Annotated in this window: 20 protein-coding genes; 12 read left to right on the forward strand and 8 right to left on the reverse strand. The window is 71.1% G+C overall.

From position 1 onward, the window contains the following. The first annotated feature begins 3 nt into the window (after positions 1-3). Positions 4-1,323, forward strand: a complete 1,320-nt coding sequence (locus AB0B76_RS05465) for a pitrilysin family protein (protein ID WP_360369710.1) — start codon at positions 4-6, stop codon at positions 1,321-1,323. A gap of 17 nt (positions 1,324-1,340) precedes the next feature. Next, positions 1,341-2,084 (forward strand): 4-hydroxy-tetrahydrodipicolinate reductase, encoded by a 744-nt coding sequence (gene dapB, locus AB0B76_RS05470; protein WP_360369713.1) that lies wholly within the window; start codon positions 1,341-1,343, stop codon positions 2,082-2,084. 48 nt (positions 2,085-2,132) lie between these two features. Here dapB and AB0B76_RS05475 read toward each other — a convergent pair whose 3' ends face one another. Further along, positions 2,133-2,744 (reverse strand): GNAT family N-acetyltransferase, encoded by a 612-nt coding sequence (locus AB0B76_RS05475; protein WP_360369716.1) that lies wholly within the window; start codon positions 2,742-2,744, stop codon positions 2,133-2,135. A 158-nt stretch (positions 2,745-2,902) separates the two neighbouring features. On the opposite strand from AB0B76_RS05475, the gene AB0B76_RS05480 reads away from it, so the two are divergent. The 8 genes from AB0B76_RS05480 (at position 2,903) to AB0B76_RS05515 (ending at position 12,704) form a co-directional block, all read left to right on the forward strand. Further along, positions 2,903-4,252: a glycosyltransferase 87 family protein gene (locus tag AB0B76_RS05480; protein WP_360369719.1), complete on the forward strand. Its 1,350-nt coding sequence runs from the start codon at positions 2,903-2,905 to the stop codon at positions 4,250-4,252. A gap of 140 nt (positions 4,253-4,392) precedes the next feature. Further along, positions 4,393-5,631, forward strand: a complete 1,239-nt coding sequence (locus AB0B76_RS05485; RefSeq protein WP_360369723.1) for a crosslink repair DNA glycosylase YcaQ family protein — start codon at positions 4,393-4,395, stop codon at positions 5,629-5,631. A 30-nt stretch (positions 5,632-5,661) separates the two neighbouring features. Then, complete coding sequence (locus AB0B76_RS05490) at positions 5,662-6,234, forward strand: DUF2752 domain-containing protein (protein WP_360369726.1); 573 nt, start codon at positions 5,662-5,664, stop codon at positions 6,232-6,234. Between the two features lie 12 nt (positions 6,235-6,246). Further along, positions 6,247-6,984 (forward strand): FAD-dependent thymidylate synthase, encoded by a 738-nt coding sequence (gene thyX / locus AB0B76_RS05495; RefSeq protein WP_360369729.1) that lies wholly within the window; start codon positions 6,247-6,249, stop codon positions 6,982-6,984. Positions 6,985-7,020: 36 nt separating this feature from the next. Then, positions 7,021-7,974, forward strand: coding sequence for a 4-hydroxy-tetrahydrodipicolinate synthase (dapA, locus tag AB0B76_RS05500; protein ID WP_360369732.1), 954 nt, complete (start codon positions 7,021-7,023; stop codon positions 7,972-7,974). Further along, positions 7,971-9,659 (forward strand): ribonuclease J, encoded by a 1,689-nt coding sequence (locus tag AB0B76_RS05505; protein ID WP_360369735.1) that lies wholly within the window; start codon positions 7,971-7,973, stop codon positions 9,657-9,659. Before dapA ends, AB0B76_RS05505 begins: the two co-directional genes overlap by 4 nt. 1 nt (position 9,660) lies before the next feature. Continuing rightward, on the forward strand, positions 9,661-10,032 hold the full coding sequence (locus AB0B76_RS05510; RefSeq protein ID WP_360369738.1) for a DUF2784 domain-containing protein: 372 nt from the start codon (positions 9,661-9,663) through the stop codon (positions 10,030-10,032). Positions 10,033-10,052: 20 nt separating this feature from the next. Continuing rightward, entirely contained in the window at positions 10,053-12,704 is a 2,652-nt protein-coding gene (locus AB0B76_RS05515; RefSeq protein ID WP_360369741.1) for a DNA translocase FtsK, read from the forward strand. A gap of 24 nt (positions 12,705-12,728) precedes the next feature. On the opposite strand, the gene AB0B76_RS05520 is transcribed toward AB0B76_RS05515, so the two are convergent. The 6 genes from AB0B76_RS05520 to AB0B76_RS05545 all read right to left on the reverse strand — a co-directional run bounded on the left by AB0B76_RS05520 (position 12,729) and on the right by AB0B76_RS05545 (position 16,449). Continuing rightward, positions 12,729-13,133, reverse strand: coding sequence for a hypothetical protein (locus AB0B76_RS05520; protein WP_360369744.1), 405 nt, complete (start codon positions 13,131-13,133; stop codon positions 12,729-12,731). A 97-nt stretch (positions 13,134-13,230) separates the two neighbouring features. Beyond that, entirely contained in the window at positions 13,231-14,673 is a 1,443-nt protein-coding gene (locus tag AB0B76_RS05525) for a hypothetical protein (protein WP_360369747.1), read from the reverse strand. A 146-nt stretch (positions 14,674-14,819) separates the two neighbouring features. After that, entirely contained in the window at positions 14,820-15,245 is a 426-nt protein-coding gene (locus AB0B76_RS05530; RefSeq protein ID WP_360369750.1) for a hypothetical protein, read from the reverse strand. 12 nt (positions 15,246-15,257) lie between these two features. Next, a complete protein-coding gene (locus tag AB0B76_RS05535; RefSeq protein ID WP_360369752.1) occupies positions 15,258-15,518 on the reverse strand; it encodes a hypothetical protein in 261 nt (86 codons plus the stop codon). After that, the gene (locus AB0B76_RS05540) at positions 15,515-15,889 is read right to left on the reverse strand and encodes a DUF2089 domain-containing protein (protein ID WP_360369755.1); all 375 of its coding nucleotides are present in this window, start codon (positions 15,887-15,889) and stop codon (positions 15,515-15,517) included. Before AB0B76_RS05540 ends, AB0B76_RS05535 begins: the two co-directional genes overlap by 4 nt. A 113-nt stretch (positions 15,890-16,002) precedes the next feature. Next, positions 16,003-16,449: a DUF1801 domain-containing protein gene (locus AB0B76_RS05545; RefSeq protein ID WP_360369757.1), complete on the reverse strand. Its 447-nt coding sequence runs from the start codon at positions 16,447-16,449 to the stop codon at positions 16,003-16,005. 126 nt (positions 16,450-16,575) lie between these two features. Here AB0B76_RS05545 and AB0B76_RS05550 point away from each other — a divergent pair, with 126 nt between their 5' ends. Continuing rightward, positions 16,576-17,049: a hypothetical protein gene (locus AB0B76_RS05550; protein ID WP_360369760.1), complete on the forward strand. Its 474-nt coding sequence runs from the start codon at positions 16,576-16,578 to the stop codon at positions 17,047-17,049. On the opposite strand, the gene AB0B76_RS05555 is transcribed toward AB0B76_RS05550, so the two are convergent. Next, entirely contained in the window at positions 17,046-17,762 is a 717-nt protein-coding gene (locus tag AB0B76_RS05555) for a lysozyme (RefSeq protein WP_360369763.1), read from the reverse strand. The genes AB0B76_RS05550 and AB0B76_RS05555 overlap by 4 nt on opposite strands. Positions 17,763-17,887: 125 nt before the next feature. Between AB0B76_RS05555 and AB0B76_RS05560 the strand changes: the two genes are divergently transcribed. Further along, on the forward strand, positions 17,888-18,514 hold the full coding sequence (locus tag AB0B76_RS05560; protein WP_360369766.1) for a peptidoglycan recognition family protein: 627 nt from the start codon (positions 17,888-17,890) through the stop codon (positions 18,512-18,514). Positions 18,515-18,865: the final 351 nt, after the last annotated feature.

Raw genomic sequence — 18,865 nt, forward strand, 5'->3', positions numbered from 1 at the left:
CCTATGGCGAGTCGAGCGACGACCCAGACCCTGTCCGACGACCCGATGGGCGGCACCGTACGACGTACCGTGCTGCCCAACGGGCTGCGGATCCTGACCGAGGCGATCCCTGCGATGCGCAGCGTCTCGTTCGGGGTCTGGGTCGGCATCGGCTCGCGGGACGAGACGCCCACGCTGTCGGGCGTCTCGCACTTTCTCGAGCACCTGCTGTTCAAGGGCACCAAGCGGCGCAGCGCGCTGGACATCTCCGCGCAGATCGAGGCGGTCGGCGGGGAGACCAACGCGTTCACCGCGAAGGAGTACACGTGCTACTACGCGCGGGTGCTCGACGCGGACCTGCCGCTGGCCATCGACGTCGTCTGTGACCTGGTCACCGACTCCGTGCTGGCCGAGGCGGACGTGGAGACCGAGCGTGGCGTGATCCTCGAGGAGATCGCCATGCACGACGACGAGCCCGGCGACGAGGTGCACGACGTCTTCACCGAGGCCGTGTACGGCACGCACCCGCTCGGCCGGCAGATCTCCGGAACGGTGCCGAGCATCTCGGCGCTGACCCGCAAGCAGATCGACGGCTTCTACCGCCGCCGGTACCGCCCCGAGACCATGGTCATCGCCGCGGCCGGGAACCTCGACCACGCCAAGGTCGTGCGGGCGGTCCGCGCGGCGTTCGAGCGGGCCGGCTGGGACAACGCGGCCGTGCCCGCGCCCCGGCGCCCGCGCGCGGCCCGGGTGCCGTCCCGCTCCGGGCAGGTCGTGGTGCGCAACAAGGACACCGAGCAGGCGCACCTGGTGCTGGGCTGCACGGGGTACCCGCGCGAGCACGACGACCGCTTCGCGCTGGGCGCGCTCAACAACGTGCTCGGCGGCGGCATGTCCAGCCGGCTGTTCCAGCTGATCCGGGAGCAGCGCGGGCTGGCGTACTCGGTGTACTCCTTCACCTCGCAGTACAGCGACGCCGGCCTCTTCGGCGTCTACGCCGGGTGCGCGCCCGGCAAGGTCGAGGAGGTGCTGGCCATCACCCGCGAGGAGCTCGCGCGGCTCGCGGCCGACGGCCTCACCGACGCCGAGGTCGAGCGCGGCAAGGGCATGCTCAAGGGCGCCGTGGTGCTCGGCCTGGAGGACACCGGCTCGCGCATGAGCCGCCTGGGCAAGGGCGAGCTGCTGTACGACGAGCTGCTCTCCGTCGACGAGGTGCTGCGCCGCGTCGACGCGGTCACCCCCCAGCAGGTCCGCCGGGTCACCGAGGAGCTGCTGGCCCGTCGGATGTCCCTCGCGGTGATCGGCGACTTCAGCGAAGGGGCCTTCGCGGGCGCGCTCGACTGACGCTATAGGTTGTCTGCGTGAGCGAGACGATCCGGGTCGGGGTGCTGGGTGCGCGCGGCCGCATGGGCAACGAGGTTTGCAAGGCCGTCGGCGGCGCCGAGGACATGGAGCTCGTCGCCGCGGTCGACGACGGCGACGACCGGGACACCCTCGCGGCCGCTCAGGTCGTCGTGGACTTCACCACGCCCGACGCGGTGTTCGGCAACATCGACTGGTGCCTCGAGCACGGCGTCAACCTGGTGGTCGGCACGTCCGGGTTCACCACCGAGCGCATCGAGCTGGTGCGCGACAAGCTGGCCGCCCGGCCCGGCATCGGGATCGTCATCGCGCCGAACTTCGCCATCGGCGCGGTACTGCTGATGGAGTTCGCCGCCAAGGCCGCCCGGCACTTCGAGTCGGTCGAGATCGTCGAGATGCACCACCCCAAGAAGATCGACGCCCCGAGCGGCACCGCCCTGCGCACCGCGCGGATCATCGCGGAGGCGCGCGCCGAGGCCGGCCTGGGCGCGATGCCCGACGCGACAAAGGAAGAGATGGCCGGCGCCCGCGGCAGCGACGTCGAGGGGGTCCGCGTGCACGCGCTGCGCGCCACCGGCCTCGTCGCCCACCAGGAGGTGCTCTTCGGCACCGCGGGGGAGACCCTCACCCTGCGGCACGACTCCTACGATCGGGTGTCGTTCATGCCGGGTGTACTGCTGGCTGTGCGCTCCGTCATCACCCGGCCCGGCCTCACCGTCGGGCTCGATGCCCTGCTCGGCTGACGTTCCCACATGCTGGGAGGTTAGGGCCACCGTTGGGCCGCAACAGCGTCACGCGTCGATAACGGGCTCTTGCTCGAGGGAGACGTGCCACCGGATCTGCGGTACCAGCAGATCATCGACGTCGAGCGATCGCCCGACCCCGTCCGGAGCCCAGCCGGAACTCTCCAGAAATCGACGCGTAACAACGTCGTCGGCGAACGTCCACGCGAGAGCTGTCGTAAATCCGTCAGAGCGCCACAAATCCACACTTGCCGCCAGCAAACGGCTGCCGTGCCCACGGCGTCCCCAGCGCGGCTCCACCAGCACGTCCGTGATGGCCGCGGCCGACCCGAACACCTTGTCAAGGGCGGTGTGATCTTCGTCCGGAGCGAGCGTGGTGTCATCTGCCGGACCTGACGCGGCAAATCCCACGACGTATGCTGACTCTGGTTGCGAGCCGGGCGAATCGACCTGCTCCACCGCCACGAGCACCCGGTGGGCCGGAGTTGGCGGCTCCGCGATTGCCTCTCGCCACCTGCGGGTAATCCACTCCTCGTCCAGCTGGTCGAGGATGTGTTTGGGCAGCAGTCGCCGATAGGCGACCCGCCAGGTCGAGAGTTGGACACGCGCGATTTCGACGACGTCGTCGATTCGCGCCGGACGGACGAACCCGAGCGTCATGGATCAGCAGCCTACGGATTTTGTGTGAAGAGCAACTCGGCGGGGTAGCGCCCGCACGTCACAGTTCGACCGGCGGGACCGTTGAGTCTTCTGTGACGCGGCTCTGAGGTCACAGTGGCATTCTGACGGCGAGTGAAGTGAGCAGGAGGGCAGAACAGGTGGCGGAGCGGGGACGGGTCGCCGAATCGAGCGCCGTCCGGCCCAAGCTGCGGCCCGGCGTCAGGAAGACGCTCATCGTGGCGGCCGTCTGGGCCGTCGTGTGGGGGTTCCTGCTGGTGGCGGCGGCGCACAACGGGTTCTTCGATCTCAAGGTCTACTACGGCGCGATGGACTACTGGGTCAACCGCGGCGGAGACATCTACGACTACCTGACGCCCGGCACGCCGTACGGCTTCACCTACCCGCCGTTCGCCGCCGCGCTCATGACGCCGATGTCCCTCATCGGCTGGAACACCGCGATCGTCATCAGCGTGTCCATGAACGTGGTGGCCATGGCCGCGATCCTCACCTGGCTGCTCGGCCCGGTGTTCAAGCGGCAGGGCTGGTCGTACTGGTACGCGATGGGCATCGCCATGGCCCTCGCGGCCGCCTTCGAGCCCATCCGCGAGACCGTGAACTTCGGCCAGGTCAACATCCTGGTGCTGTTCCTGGTCGTCGCCGACGTGCTGCTCCTGGTGCGCGGCGGGCACAAGCTCGGCGGCATCGGCATCGGCCTGGCCACCGCGATCAAGCTCACCCCGGGCGTGTTCATCGTCTACCTGCTCATCACCCGCCGCTGGCGCGCCGCCGCCGTCTCGGCCGCGACCGCCACGGCCGCGACCTGGCTCGCCGCGACGTTCGCGCCGGACGCGTCCCGGGTGTTCTGGACCGACGCCGTGTGGAACACCGACCGCGTCGGCTCGCCCACGTTCGTGTCCAACCAGGCGCTCACCGGGCTCGTCGGCCGGATCTTCAACCCCGACCCGATGAAGCCGCTGTGGCTGCTGCTCGTCCTCATCACGCTCGCGGTCTGGTACTGGCGCGCCCGCCGGGCCATCCGGCACCGCGACGAGGTCGCCGGGCTGGCCCTCACCGGGCTCGTCGGCTGCATGGTGAGCCCGATCACCTGGATCCACCACCTCGTGTGGACGGTCCCCGCGATCGTGATCCTGTTCGACTACGCAACCGACCGCACGCTCGACCCGCGGCGCCGGCGCAACTTCATGATCGCCTTCGGGTTCTCGTTCGCACTTCTCTGCAGCCGTACCCCATGGGCCTTCCACGCCAAGTTCGACGGGCTCGGCCTCATCGGCAGCAACGCGTACATCCTGCTCATGATCGGTCTCCTGTTCGGCCTGCCGATCCGCGAGCCCGCCGACACCGGCGCGGACCAGCGGGCGGCCGGCGAGCCGGGCGAGGCGGGCGGCCCCAACGTGGAGGACGTGCCCGATCTCGTGGAGATCGACCGCAAGGTGACCGAGGCCTTCCACGCCCAGGAACGGCCAAGGCGACCCCTGGTCGGCGCCTAGTTTCCAGCTCCCCGGTGGCTTCGGCCCCCGGGGAGTTTTTTGCGGTAAGTCGGGCACTCCGTGCCGCGACTTACCGGATTTATACCCTGACCGGGGATATGTCGGTCTCCAGGTTTTGTCATACCCCCGGGTTAGCCTCCTTGACGATGAGCGAGTACCTGACGCTGACCCAGGCCCGCCGGATCGCCCTCGCCGCCTCGGGCTTCGCCGACCGGGCGCCCGGCGCCGAGCCCGAGCGCCGCCACCTGCGCCGCGTGCTGGAACGCACCGGCCTGCTCCAGATCGACTCGGTCAACATCGTCCAGCGGGCGCACTACCTGCCCGCCTACAGCCGCCTCGGCCCGTACGATCCGGCCCTGCTCGACCGGCTGGCCTACCGGCGGCCGCGGGAGCTGTTCGAGTACTGGGCGCACGAGGCCTCCCTCGTGCCCGTCCGGCTGCAGCCGATGCTGCGCTGGCGCATGCGCTCGGGCGCCGCCTGGGGCCGGATGGTGCGCATCGCCCGCGAGCAGCCCGACCTGGTGCGCTGGGTGCTCGAGGAGATCCGGGCCAAGGGCCCGATCAGCGCCGCCGAGGTCGAGGGCGACATGGTCCAGCCGCGGCGCAAGGAGCACTGGGGCTGGAACTGGTCCGACACCAAGACCGCGATCGAGTGGCTGTTCTACACCGGCGAGGTGAGCGTGGCCCGCCGCAACTCCGCGTTCGCCCGCGTCTACGACGTGCCGGAGCGCATCCTGCCGCCCGAGGTCGTCAACGCGCCCACGCCGAGCGACGAGGACGCGTACCGGGAGCTGGTCCGCGTCGCCGCCCGCGGCCTGGGCGTGGCCGCCGAGCCCGAGCTGCGCGACTACTTCCGGCTCCCGCTGGCCGGCGCGCGGCAGGCGATCGCCGAGCTGGTCGAGGCGGGCGAGCTCGTCCCGGTCGAGGTGGAGGGCTGGGCGCCGCGCGCCTACCTGCACGCCGAGGCGCGCCGGCCCCGCCGCATCGGCGCCGCGACCCTGGTGAGCCCCTTCGACCCGCTGATGTGGGAGCGGGCCCGGGTCGAGCGCCTGTTCGGGTTCAACTACCGCATCGAGATCTACGTGCCGCCGCCGCAGCGGCTGTACGGGTACTACGTGCTGCCCTTCCTCCTCGGTGACCGCCTGGTCGCACGGGTCGATCTCAAGGCCGACCGCAAGGCGGGGGTGCTGCAGGTGCCGGCGGCGTGGATCGAGCCGCCGGCGGGCCGGGGCGCGCCGTCCCCGGGCGAGGTGGCCGAGGCCCTGGCCGCGGAGCTGCGCCGTTTCGCCGGCTGGCTGGGCCTGGGGGAGGTGGACCTGCCCGAGCGCGGCGACTTCGCGGAGCCCCTCGCGAAAGTCCTGTCCTCGGCGGCGTCGTAGCCGTTGCTCGATCGGTGTACTTTTGGCTCCGTGACGTCACCGTTGCCGGCCCCCATGCCCGTGTCACTCGAAGGGGTGCTTCCCGACGTGCCCGCGCTGGGCGCGCCCACCGTGCCCGCGAGCGTGTCGCTGCCGCCGGTGTACCACTATGCGTACCAGCCGCCGAAGGGTCGCTTCCAGCGCCTCATCGAGCGGCTGCCGGCCTGGGCCGGCCCGGCCGGGGTGGGCGCCCTGATCTCGGGCGGCGTGGCCTACACGCTGCTCATGAAGCCGACGAGCGCCGGCGCCTCCGACCCGCCGACCTGCCTGGTCAAGCTGCTGACCGGCTTCGACTGCCCGGGCTGCGGCGGCACCCGTGCCGCCTGGTACCTCCTGCACGGCGACATCCCCGCGGCGGCGCACCACCACGCCCCGCTCGTCTTCGCCGCCCCGTTCCTGGCGTACCTCTACGTCGCCTGGACCGTGAACAGGCTGAACCTGCCCTTCAAGCTGCCCATGCTGCGCATCTCCAACGGCGCGCTGATCGGCTTCCTCGTGGCGTGGCTCGTCTTCAGCGTCGCCCGCAACCTGCCCTGGGCGCCGTTCACGTACTTCTTCGTTTAGTAGGCTCTGCGAATGCTCTCCGTCAAAGCCATCGCCTGGACCCACTTCGAGCCACCGGCCGAGGTGCCCTGGGAGACCGACGCCGACGGCGGTGAGGCGCTCGCCGAGTTCGCCGGGCGCGCCTGCTACCAGTCGTGGAGCAAGCCGAACCCGGCGACCGCCACGAACGCCGGATACCTGCGGCACATCCTCGAGGTCGGGCACCTCTCGGTGCTCGAGCACGGCACCGTGACGTTCTACCTGACCGGCGTGTCGCGCTCGTTCACGCACGAGCTCGTGCGGCACCGGCACTTCTCCTACTCGCAGCTGTCGCAGCGCTATGTGCCCGGGCGCGACCAGGCCATGGTCGAGCCGGCCGTGATCGCCGAGGACCCGGCGCTGCACAAGACGTTCGTCGAGGCGGGCGAGGCGGCGCTGCGGGCGTACAACGAGCTGCTCGAGGGGCTCGAGGCCAAGTTCGCCGACGTCGAGAACAAGACCTCGCGGCGCAAGCAGGCGCGGCAGGCGGCCCGGGCCGTGCTGCCGAACGCGGCCGAGACGCGGATCGTGGTTACCGGCAACTACCGGGCGTGGCGCCACTTCGTGACGATGCGGGCGAGCGAGGGCGCCGATGTCGAGATCCGCGAGGTGGCCGTCGCCTGCCTGCGGGAACTGCAGCGGGTCGCGCCCAGCGTGTTCGGGGATTTCACGATCGCCGAGCTCGCCGACGGCACCGAGGTGGCGTCCCCGCAGTACACCTGGGAATCTTGAGAAATGCTCGCCGCAGGCTTCCGATAGGTTGTGCGTATGACACGCACCGGTTCCGTCCCCGGCCGGCCGTTCGGCCGGCTGCTCAGCGCGATGGTCACGCCATTCGGGCCTGACGGTTCGCTCGACGCCGACGGCGCCGCCCGGCTCGCCGTCCACCTGGTGGACGAGCAGGAGCACGACGGTCTGGTGGTGAACGGCACGACGGGCGAGTCGGCGACCACGAGCGACGCGGAGAAGGACCGGGTGCTCCGCGCGGTCGTGGAGGCCGTCGGCGACCGGGCGACCGTGATCGCCGGCGTCGGCACCAACGACACCGCGCACTCGCTCGAGCTCACCCGGGCCGCCGAGAAGGCCGGCGCCGACGGGCTGCTCGTGGTGACGCCGTACTACAACAAGCCCCCCCAGGCCGGCCTCGTCCAGCACTTCCGGGCCGTCGCCGACGCCTCGGGCCTGCCGGTGATGCTGTACGACATCCCCGGCCGCTCCGGCGTGGCGATCGAGACCGAGACGATGTGCCGGTTGGCCGAGCACGAGCGCATCGTCGCGGTGAAGGACGCCAAGGGCGACCTCGGCGAGACCGCCTGGGTGATCAAGCGCACCGGCCTGGCGTATTATTCTGGCGAGGACAAGCTCACGCTGCCGCTGCTGGCGGTCGGCGCGGTGGGCGTGGTAGGCGTGCCCACGCACGTGTTCGGACCGCAGACGAAGGCGATGATCACGGCGTACGAGGCGGGCGACGTGGCCCGGGCTCGGGAGCTGCACCTGCAGCTGCTGCCGGCGTTCTGCGGATTCTTCCGGACCCAGGGTGTCATCCTGACCAAGGCGGCCCTGACACTGCTCGGTCTGCCCGCCGGACCGGTCCGCCCGCCCCTCGTGGGTGCGAACGCGGCGGAACTGGGCCGGTTGCGGGAGGATTGCGCCGAGGCCGGCCGCACCGTCGGCTCGGCCGACCAGATGGCGCACCACAACGAACTCGGAGTGGCCCTATGACGGTGGCGCACGTCGAGCTCGATCCGCCACCCCCTCTGGGGCCCCGCACCTTGCGGGTCACCCCGCTGGGCGGGCTCGGCGCGATCGGCCGCAACATGACGCTGCTGGAGTACGACGGCAGGATGCTCATCATCGACTGCGGCGTGCTGTTCCCCGACGTGGAGCAGCCCGGCGTCGATCTGATCCTGCCCGACTTCTCCTCGATACTCGACCGCCTGGACCAGGTTCAGGCGATCGTGCTCACCCACGGGCACGAGGACCACATCGGGGCGGTGCCGTACCTGCTCGCCCACAAGCCGGACATCCCGATCGTCGGCTCGAAGTTCACGCTCGCCCTGGTCGAGGCCAAGCTGGCGGAGCGGCGCATCGAGCCGTACTCGCTGACCGTCCGCGAGCGCCAGGTCGAGCGCCTGGGGCCGTTCGAGTGCGAGTTCTTCGCGGTCAACCACTCGATCCCCGACGCGCTCGCGGTCGCCGTGACCACCGGGGCCGGCACGGTGCTGCACACCGGCGACTTCAAGATGGACCAGCTGCCGCTGGACGGGCGCATCACCGACCTGGCCGGGTTCGCGCGGCTCGGCGCCGACGGCGTCGACCTGCTGCTGTCGGACTCGACGAACGCCGAGATCCCCGGCTTCGTCACCCCGGAGCGCGAGATCGGCCCGGTGCTGGAGGGGATCTTCGGCCGTGCGACCGGGCGCATCATCGTCGCCTCGTTCGCCTCCCACGTGCACCGGGTGCAGCAGGTGTTCGACGCCGCGCACGCGCACGGGCGCAAGGTGGCCCTCATCGGCCGCTCGATGGTGCGCAACATGGGCATCGCCCGCGACCTGGGCCTGCTGCGCATCCCGCACGGGCTGCTCGTCGCGATCGACGAGGCGATGAGCCTGCCGCCGGAGCGGATCGTGCTCATGTCGACCGGGTCGCAGGGCGAGCCGATGAGCGCGCTGGGCCGCATGGCCAACGGCGACCACCGGCACATCGTGATCGGCGAGGGCGACACCGTGGTGCTCGCGTCGTCGCTGGTCCCGGGGAACGAGACCGCGGTGTACCGCGTGATCAACCAGCTCTCGCGCGCCGGCGCGATCGTCGTGCACAAGGACGTCGCCAAGGTGCACGTCTCCGGCCACGCGCCCGCGGGCGAGCTGCTGTACCTGCTCAACGTCGTCAAGCCGCGCAACTTCATGCCGGTGCACGGCGAGTGGCGGCACCTGCGTGCGCACGCGCAGCTGGCCCGGGAGGCCGGGGTGCCCGCCGAGCGCGTGGTGCTCTGCGAGGACGGCGACGTGGTCGACCTCGTCGACGGCGAGGCGCGCCTCGTGGGCCACATCCGTTCGCGATACGTGTACGTCGACGGCCTCGCCATCGGCGACGTGGGGGAGTCGCTGCTCACCGAGCGGCGCATCCTCGGCGACGGCGGGTTCATCGCGGCCACGGTCGTGATCGACTCCGTCACCGGCAAGGTGGTCGCCGGCCCGACGGTGTCCGCGAAGGGGTTCTCCGACGACCCGGCGGTCTTCAACGCGGTACTGCCGCTGGTCACCGACGCCCTGAACAAGGCGGCCGCCGATGGCATCACCGACCCGCACCAGCTGCAGCAGATCGTGCGGCGCTCGGTCGGGCGGTGGGTCAACGAGGCGTACCGTCGCCGCCCCATGATCGTTCCCACGGTGGTCGAGGTCTGAGATGTATGCGGCCCTGGCCACGACGGTGCTGGTGCTGCACTTCTGTTTCCTCGCCTACGTGGTGCTCGGCGGGTTCCTCGTCTGGCGGTGGCCGAAGGCCTTCTGGCCCCATCTGGCCGCCGCCGCGTGGGGCCTCGCCGTCGTGTCGATCCCGCTGACCTGCCCGCTCACCGTCGTCGAGCACTGGGCCCGCCGCCGGGCCGGGCAGGCGGTGGGCGACAAGGGCTTCATCGACACGTACATCGAGAACGTTCTCTACCCCGAGCGGTACACCCACCTCCTGCAGGTCCTGGTGGGTGTGGCGGTGGTCGTCTCCTACGCGGTCGCCCTCGCGAAGCTGCGCCACCGGCGCGCCGAAAGAAAATTGTCGTAGTCGCCCGATACGGTGTGACCATGGCGGGCCGCACCTCCCAGGCCGGCCGCGGCGGAGGCACGTCCAACGCGCGCGGCGGTTCGAACACGCGTGCTACCCCGCAGAAGCGTGCGACGCCCCGCACCCGGGCCACGCCCGCGGCGAAGGCCACCCCCGTGAAGGCGACGACCCGGGGCCGGGCCGCCACCCCGCGGACCAACGCCCGGACCGCGACGCCCACGCGCCGCCGCCGCCGCACCGGGGCCGTGGTCGCCACGCCGCTGGGCCTGTTCGGCCGGGGCATGATCGCGGTCTGGATGGGGCTCGCGCACAGCGTCGGCTGGGGCGCCCGCGCCATCGGCCGGCAGGCGGCGACCGCCCGCGACCTCGATCCCGAGCACCGCCGCGACGGCGCGGGGCTCGGCATGATCGGGCTGGCGGTGCTGCTCACGGCGGCCCTGTGGTTCCAGGCGGCCGGGCCGGTGGGCCGGTGGCTGGCGAGCATCTGCCACACCTTCATCGGCGCGGCCTCGGGCGTGCTCCCCGTGCTCCTCGTCATCGGCGGCGTCCGGATCATGCGCTCGACCGAGGACCCCGACGCGCACCGCGGGCGCGGCCTGGTCGGCTGGGGCGCCCTCTTCGTCGGCGGCACCGGCCTGATGCACCTGGCCGCGGGCGCCCCGACCCTCCCCGCGAAGATGGACCGGGCCGGGGGCCTGCTCGGGCGGGGCGGCGGCGGACTGCTGGAGATGGCGGTCACGTCCTGGGTGGCGGTACCGCTGCTGCTGCTGCTTTCGGCATTTGGCGTGCTGGTCGTGACCTCGACGCCGATCAGCCGGATCCCGCAGCGCTGGCGCCAGCTGCGCGACCTGGCCCTGGGCCGGGTCGAGGACCCGACACTCGTCGACGACGACGAGTTCGAGGACCTCTACGACGAGCCCGAGGAGCAGCCGGCGCGCCGGGCCCCGGCCCGCCGCCGCCAGGGCGCCCGGGCCGGCGACGAGCCCGAGCCGCTGCCGCACCCGCTGGGCCTCGACCCCGACGAGTTCGACGCGGCCGCGCCCGACCTCGACCCCGAGTTCGTCCACGACACCGTCGTGCTCCAGCGCATGCCGTCCGCCGGGCGCAAGAAGAAGGACAAGGCGCCGGCCGCGGGGAAGGAGCCGCCGGAGCACTCGCCGATGCCGACGCGGGCCGAGCAGCTCGCGCTCACCGACGCCGACTACAAGCTGCCGCCGCCCGACCTGCTCGGCACCGGCGACGCCCCGCGCGGGCGCACCCGGGCCAACGACGAGGTCACCAACGCGCTGCAGGGCGTGTTCGAGCAGTTCGGCGTGGACGCGCTGGTGACCGGCTTCACCCGCGGCCCGACGGTCACCCGCTACGAGGTCGAGATCGGCCACGGCGTCAAGGTCGAGCGGATCACGGCGCTGTCGAAGAACATCGCCTACGCGGTGAAGTCGGCCGACGTGCGCATCCAGAGCCCCATCCCGGGCAAGAGCGCGGTCGGCGTCGAGATCCCCAACTCCGACCGCGAGAACGTGGCGCTCGGCGACGTGCTGCGCTCCCGGGTCGCGACCAGCGACCACCACCCGCTGGTGGTCGCGCTCGGCAAGGACATCGAGGGCGGCTACGTCGTGGTCAACCTGGCCAAGATGCCGCACATCCTCATCGCCGGCGCGACGGGCGCGGGCAAGTCCAGCTGCCTCAACAGCCTGCTCGTGTCGCTGCTGACCCGCGCGACGCCGGACGAGGTGCGGCTGCTGCTGGTCGACCCGAAGCGCGTGGAGCTCACCAGCTACGAGGGCATCCCGCACCTCGTCACGCCGATCGTGACGAACCCGAAGAAGGCGGCCGACGCCCTCGACTGGGTCGTCAGCGAGATGGACATGCGCTACGACGACCTCGCCGCGGCCGGGGTCCGGCACATCGACGACTACAACCGCAAGGTGCGGGCGGGGCAGATCACGGCGCCGCCGGGCAGCGAGCGGGAGATCCGGCCGTACCCGTACCTCCTCGTCGTCGTCGACGAGCTCGCCGACCTCATGATGGTCGCCCCGCGCGACGTCGAGGACTCGGTGGTCCGCATCACGCAGCTGGCCCGCGCGGCCGGCATCCACCTGGTGCTCGCGACCCAGCGGCCCAGCGTCGACGTCGTCACCGGCCTGATCAAGGCGAACGTGCCGTCGCGCCTCGCGTTCGCCACGTCCAGCCTCGCCGACTCCCGGGTCATCCTCGACCAGCCCGGCGCCGAGAAGCTCATCGGCCGCGGCGACGCGCTGTTCCTGCCCATGGGCGCGTCGAAGCCGGTCCGCATCCAGGGCGCCTGGGTCTCCGAGTCCGAGATCAGCGACGTCGTGAAATTCTGCAAGGACCAGCGCGAACCCGAGTTCCGCGAGGGCGTCACCCAGAAGCGCGAAGAGGCCAAGAAGAAGATCGACGAGGAGATCGGCGACGACCTCGAACTGCTCGTCCAGGCCATCGAGCTGGTCGTGACGAGCCAGTTCGGCTCGACGAGCATGCTGCAGCGCAAGCTGCGCGTCGGCTTCGCCAAGGCCGGCCGCCTCATGGACCTCATGGAGACGCGCGGCATCGTCGGCCCGTCGGAGGGCTCCAAGGCGCGCGACGTCCTCATCAAGCCCGACACGCTGGGCGAGGTGCTGAGCGCCCTGAAGGCCTCCGAGGACGACTGACCGGCCGACCACTCCCCGATTGCGTCACGCGGCGTCGATGGCCGCGGTGATCTTGCGGATCATGTCGGTGACGGCGGGGGTGGGCTGGGTGTTGTGGGTGGCCGACTCCAGGGCGGTGAGGACGGTGCCGCGGAAGTTGGCGGCCTCGTCGGGGGCCTGGGTGCGCAGCAGTGCCGACGCTTCGGTCAGCGCGGGCAGGACCCGGTCGGCGATCTCGGCGACGGAGCGGCCGTTGAGGTCCTTGTGGCTGGGGTACTTGGCCAGGACGTGGCCGACCAGGCCGGTCGAGGAGCCCAGGGCGATGCTGCCGTTGCTGGCGACCTTGTGCGGCGAACCACCCGCGGCGGCCGCCGCCGAGAGCAGGGTGACGGCGCCGTAGGCGGCGAGGCGGATGGTGTTCTGGTCCTGGGTGGTGAGGGTGGTCGACATGGTGGGCGCTCCTTCGTGGCGGTTGTTGTGTCACCACCATGCGGGCCGCCGCTGACACCAAACGGTCAGCGCCCTGACGCGGCCGCTGACACCGGGATCAGCCGCGCGCGCCGCCGATGCCCATCAGGACCGCGATGCCCAGGGCGCTGCGTGCGGAGTACGGCTGGCGCCACAGCCCGCCGTGGGCCGCCGCGAAGGCCTCGTCCTGCCATGGGTGCTCGTGCGCCGGGCGGCCGGCGTTGAGGTCGTGGACCAGCAGCGCCGCCATGAGCGTGTTGCTCGTCGCCGGTTCGAAGATCTCGATGCCGAAGCGGTGGGCGCCGGCGAACGCGGCGGCCAGGAGGCGGTTCTTCACCACGCTGCGGGTGCGGGTCGCCGGCGCGACCGCGAACGCCACCGTCAGGCCCGCGGCCCGGGCCTCGGCCGCCCGCCAGCGCTGCAGCCGCTTGGCCAGGGCATAGTTCGGACCCTGCTGCGGTACCAGACTGTCGTTGATCCCCGGATAGAGCCCCGGCGGATAGTTGCGGGTGAGCAGCCGGCCCGCGCTCAGCACGCGCAGCGGCCGCCGGAACCGGCCGATGCCGGACGCGGCCGCGTAGCGGCGGGTCGCCTCGTCGACGGCGTCGTCGGGCACGGCGAACACGTCGGTCGGCGTGGCCAGGAACGCGAGGCCCAGGTCGGGGCGGCGCTCCCGCAGGTGGACGGTGAGCGCGTCGACGGCCATCGCGACGCGGACGTTGAGGGGCCCGTCGGCGTACACGTAGTTGCCGAGCACGAGCCGGCCGTCGAGGCCGTCGATCCACCCGGCCACCCGGCCGAGGTCGTGCAGCAGGTCCGCACCGCGCTCGTCGCCGGTGGCGGGCAGGTGCAGGCGGCCGGCGTACCGCTCGGCCAGGCCCGTCAGCCGCTCCCAGATCGCCGGGCGGGGCAGGTCGACGGCGACGACGTCGGCTCCCCAGCGCAGCAGCGCGCGCAGCGGGCCCATCTCCGCGCCGGCGCCGAGGACGACGACGCGCCGCCCGGACAGCGACAGCCAGTCGGGGTTCGCGGCGACGGTGCGGACGGTGTCGGCGCAGGAGCGCTCGATCGTGCCGGCGGCGACCCACCGCTCGAGCTGGCGGTCGAGCTCCGCGCCGGCGAGGCGGCGGCCGCGGTACGGCACGGTCAGCTCCCGCTCCGGCTCACCCCGCCCGGTGACGGTGACGGTCGTCAGGGGAGGGGCGGCCGCGGTGAACGCCGCCGCGAGGGGCTCCTCGGTGCCGTCCGGCTTTTGGCGGTACCGCATCCGCTTGTGCAGTGAAGAGAGCCCCTCGCGGGCGATGGTGAGCGCGGCTTCGCGGGACGGCAGCCCGGCCTCGACCAGCCGCCGGAAATGCACCAGGTAGTCGTGGCGCCAGTCCGTCGACGCCTCCGCGCCGCGGGCCCCGACGGGGTCGACACCGCGCAGCGCTTCGGCCACCACCGCGCGCCCGAGCGCCGACGTGCTCGGCTTGCCGTCGACGCTCGGGATGATCACACCGGTCGGGTTCACATTGGGCACGTCGGCCAGTCTGCCAGCCGGCAGGCCGGGCGTGCGGGTCGGTTAAACTCGAGGTTGGCAGTACCTCGTGTCTGCTTCTGCGGGCGCGACCTCGGGAAGGTGTTGGCGCACCTTCTCGGGGGCCCGTCCGGGCGTCCGGACGGTGTTCACTCGCAGAAGACGCGGACCTTGGCGTCCGGCTGGTCGACCTCGACCGTCATCTCCTCCAGGTGCTCGACGAGCTCCTCGAGCTGCTCGGGCTTGAGCTGGGTCAGGTCGATCGGCACGCCCGACTTCATCAGCTGCGCGTTGGCCTCGCCGAGCGCCTGCGGCGGGATGAGCGCGGCCAGCCGCACCCCGGCCCGCAGCAGCTGCAGCGGCACCCGCACGTTGACCTTGCTCGGGACGCCTTCGTCGAAGGCGTCCACCACGACCCGAAGGTACTTCGCCCGGCCCGGCGGCCGCACGTCGGCGCCCACGGCCGCCGGCACCGGCTGGTCGCGTTCGAGCGCGGCGATGAGCTGGTCCGCCTCCTCCGCGGTCACCTTGCCCTCGACGAGCATCTGCAGGATCTCCTTACGCTGTTCGTTCACGGTGCACCTCTCTTATCTGATGGTCACGAGCACGGCCGTGCGGCCCTGCTCGATGTCGAACCGGGTGCCGGGGAGGGCGGACAGGACCCGCCATCCCGAGCCGAAGGCCCGCAGGACACTGATCCGGTACACCAGGCAGGCGATCGCCGCGACGGCGACCGCGAGCACCAGGACCGGGGACAGGACGAGCAGCACCGGCAGCACCGGCACCCAGATCCGGATCGGGCGGCCGTCCGGGCGCTGCACCCGGGCGGTCAGCAGTTGTGGCATCATGGGCGACCCTCCAACTCGCGCAATGCCTGCTGGGCGTCGATCTCGCCGCGGCGCAGCCGGTCGATGACGTCGGCGCGCGACGGCGCCGGATCGGTCTCGACGAAGTCGAGAGTCTGGCCGATCCGGTTGAGGCGGGACTTGATCGTCGGGTAGCTCACCCCGAAGATCCGCTCCATCTCCTTGATGGAGCCGTGGCAGCGGACGAACGCCGTGACGAAGACCTGGTCCTCGAGGCTGAGCTGGCCCAGCTGCGGGGGCTCGAATGCCCCCTCGATCGCCACCCCGCCGTCCAGCCGCACCCGCTCCACGATGAACGGCCGGCCCCGGGTCAGGTTCGTCAGTTCCTGCCAGTCCATCGCCCGCTCACTCATATATAAGTTGTACCTTGATTTTCTTAATCAGACAACAAGTTGATCTTGAATTTGTTAAAAAGGGCCCGTCCGACACGTGTCGGACGGGCCCGCTGGAGCGGTGGTGGGGGAGGTCAGCCGATGGCCTGCTTGATCAGGGCGGCGATGCGGGCCTCGTCGGCCGCGGTCAGCGTCTTCAGGGCGTACGCCACCGGCCACACGTTGCCGTCGTCGAGCGCCGCGTCGTCGTTGAAGCCCAGCGTCGCGTAGCGCGTCTTGAACTTCTGCGCCGGCTGGAAGAAGCACACCGACTTCGTGCCCCTGTAGTAGGCGGGCATGCCGTACCACAGCTTCGGCGCCAGGTCGGGGGCGTTCTCGGTGATGATCGCGTGCACGCGCTCGGCCATCGCCCGGTCCTCGTCGGCCATCTCGGCGATCTTCTCCAGCAGCGCCTGCGCGTCCTCGGCCGCCTTGTCGGCCTTCGAGCCGCGGCGGGACGCGGACGAGCGCACCTCCGTGGCGTGCTCACGCATCGCGGCGCGCTCGTCCTCGGTGAACGTCGGGGTCGACTTGCGGGCCATGGCTGGTACCTCCGTTTGATCGGGACGTTCCCCATGCTAGGAGGGCTTGCGGCCGGCCTGCTTCTCGAATCCTGACCGAACGGGACGGGTCAGCGCGCGGACGTGGTGATCGCTACGCTCCCAGCCGTGCGCATCGCATCAATGACCATCGTGCTCGGGGCCGCCCTGCTCGCGGCCACGGGCTGCACCGGCGACGAGACCGCGACCCCGCCGGCCGCCTCGGCCGCGGCGGGGGCTCCGGCGCCGTCGCCTTCGATTCCGCCCTCGGCCGGCCCGAGCCCGACCGGCGACACAGCCGGCGGCGAGGCCGCCTGCACGGCCGTGAACGCGGACATTCAGACGACGCTGACGAAGGTCGCCGAGGCGGAGAAGATCGGCCCGCCGGCCGGTTTCAACGCGGTCAGTGCCCAGTACTCGGCCGGCGCCGCCCAGATCTACTCGCACGTCATCGACGCCCCGAAGGCGATCTCGGACGCCGGCCGCGCCGTCGCGGACGCGATGGGTGTCGTCGCCGACAAGTACGTCGACAACAGCTCCAAGCCCGACAAGGCGCCCCTGAACGCGGCGATCACCGCGTTCAAGAGCGCCTGTGGCCTTTAGCAGGAGCCGTTACAGGCCAGCACCTTGAGACGGTCGAGGGCGCCGTTCCACTGGTTCGAGTCGCCGGCGAAGGGGCCGGTGCTGGAGTACTGCCAGAAGGACCAGGTCGGCGCCCCGGCCGGAAGGGTGCCGGGGGTGCTGCTGTAGCGGGCGAGCCACAGCGGCGAGTTGGCCCAGAAGCCGCTGTAGTTGCCGGTGCACGTGACCCACCAGTCCGTGGTCGTGTAGATCACGGCCCAGCGGCCGGTGCGGGTGTGGTACTGGTTCAGGAACGCCCGGATCCAGCTCACCATCGACGACTGTGAGAGCCCGTAGCAGGTCGCGCCGTACGGGTTGTACTCGATGTCCAGCGCGCCGGGCAGGGTCTTGCCGTCCTTGGACCAGCCGCCGCCGTGGGCGATGAAGTAGTCCGCCTGCGCCGCGCCGCCGCCACCGTCGGGGATCGCGAAGTGGTAGGAGCCGCGGATCATCCCGATGTTGTACGAGCCGTTGTACTGCTGGGCGAAGTACGGGTTGGTGTAGTACGTGCCCTCGGTCGCCTTGATGTAGGCGAAGCGCGAGCCGGCGCTCCACTGCGCCGACCAGTTGACGTTGCCCTGGTGACCCGACACATCCTGGCCGTACGTCACGGTCGCGGCCTCGGCCGGCCGGCCGATCAGCACCGTGGCGACCAGCGCGAGCGCCGTGAGTACGGCGAGCCTTCGTACCGACACTCTTCCTCCTCATTTGGGAAAGAACTTCGCCGATTAGCTCATGCTCGTCGGAAAGTTTCAATAGGCTTGCGTCGAAGTCTGGAAAAAATCTACAGTGACTTCAATCGATGCTTCGGGGAGGTTTCATGGCTCGTATCACCCGCCGCGGCGTGCTGCTCGGCGGTGCTGCCGCGCTGCTCACACCCGCTTTGCCGGCCGCCGCCGCTCCTGAACAACCCACGATCGCCAGCTGTGGGGCCTGGGGGGCCCGCCCGCCGCAGGGTTCGCTGACCATCGACGAGCATCGCCCAAACAAGATCATCGTGCACCACACGGCGCTGGCCAACTCGACCGACTACTCGCAGGCGCACGCGTTCGCCAACTCGCGCGACATCCAGAACCTGCACATGGACACGAACCATTGGGTCGACAGCGGCCAGCACTTCACGAACAGCCGCGGCGGCTGGCTGACCGAGGGCCGCAACGGCAGCCTGTACGCGCTGTTGCACGGGCAGACCATGGTGCAGGGCGCGCATTGCGTGGGCCAGAACGACCAGGCGATCGGGATCGAGAACGAGGGCACGTACCTGACCGAGCAGCCGCCGGCCGCCTTGTGGAACAGCTTGGTCGACTTCTGCGCGTTCGTGTGCCACCAGTACGCGATACCGCCTGCTGAGATCTACGGGCACAAGGACTTCAACACGACGCAGTGCCCTGGGCTGCTGCACGATCGGTTGCCGGAGCTTCGCTCGGCTGTGGCTGCCCGTTTGTGAGAAAGGGGCCCGGCTCGCGAGCCGGGCCCCTTTCGTCGTGCGCGTTTCGTCGTGCGCGTTTCGTCGTGCGCGTTTCGTCCTGCGCGTTCGGTCATGCCCATTCGGTCGTGCGCGCACATGGGTCGTGCGCGTTCGGTCCTGCTCGTTCGGTCGTGCGCGTCTTGCCGTGCGCGTTCGGTCCTGCTCGTTCAGTCGTGCGCGCCATGGGTCGTGTGCGTTCGGTCCTGCGCGTTCGGTCCTGCCCGCTCTGTCGTGCGCGTTCGGTCCTGCGCGTTCGGTCCTGCCCGCTCTGTCGTGCGCGTTCGGTCCTGCGCGTTCGGTCCTGCCCGTTCAGTCGTGCGCGTTCGGTCC

This window comes from Dactylosporangium sp. NPDC049140 (assembly GCF_040648435.1).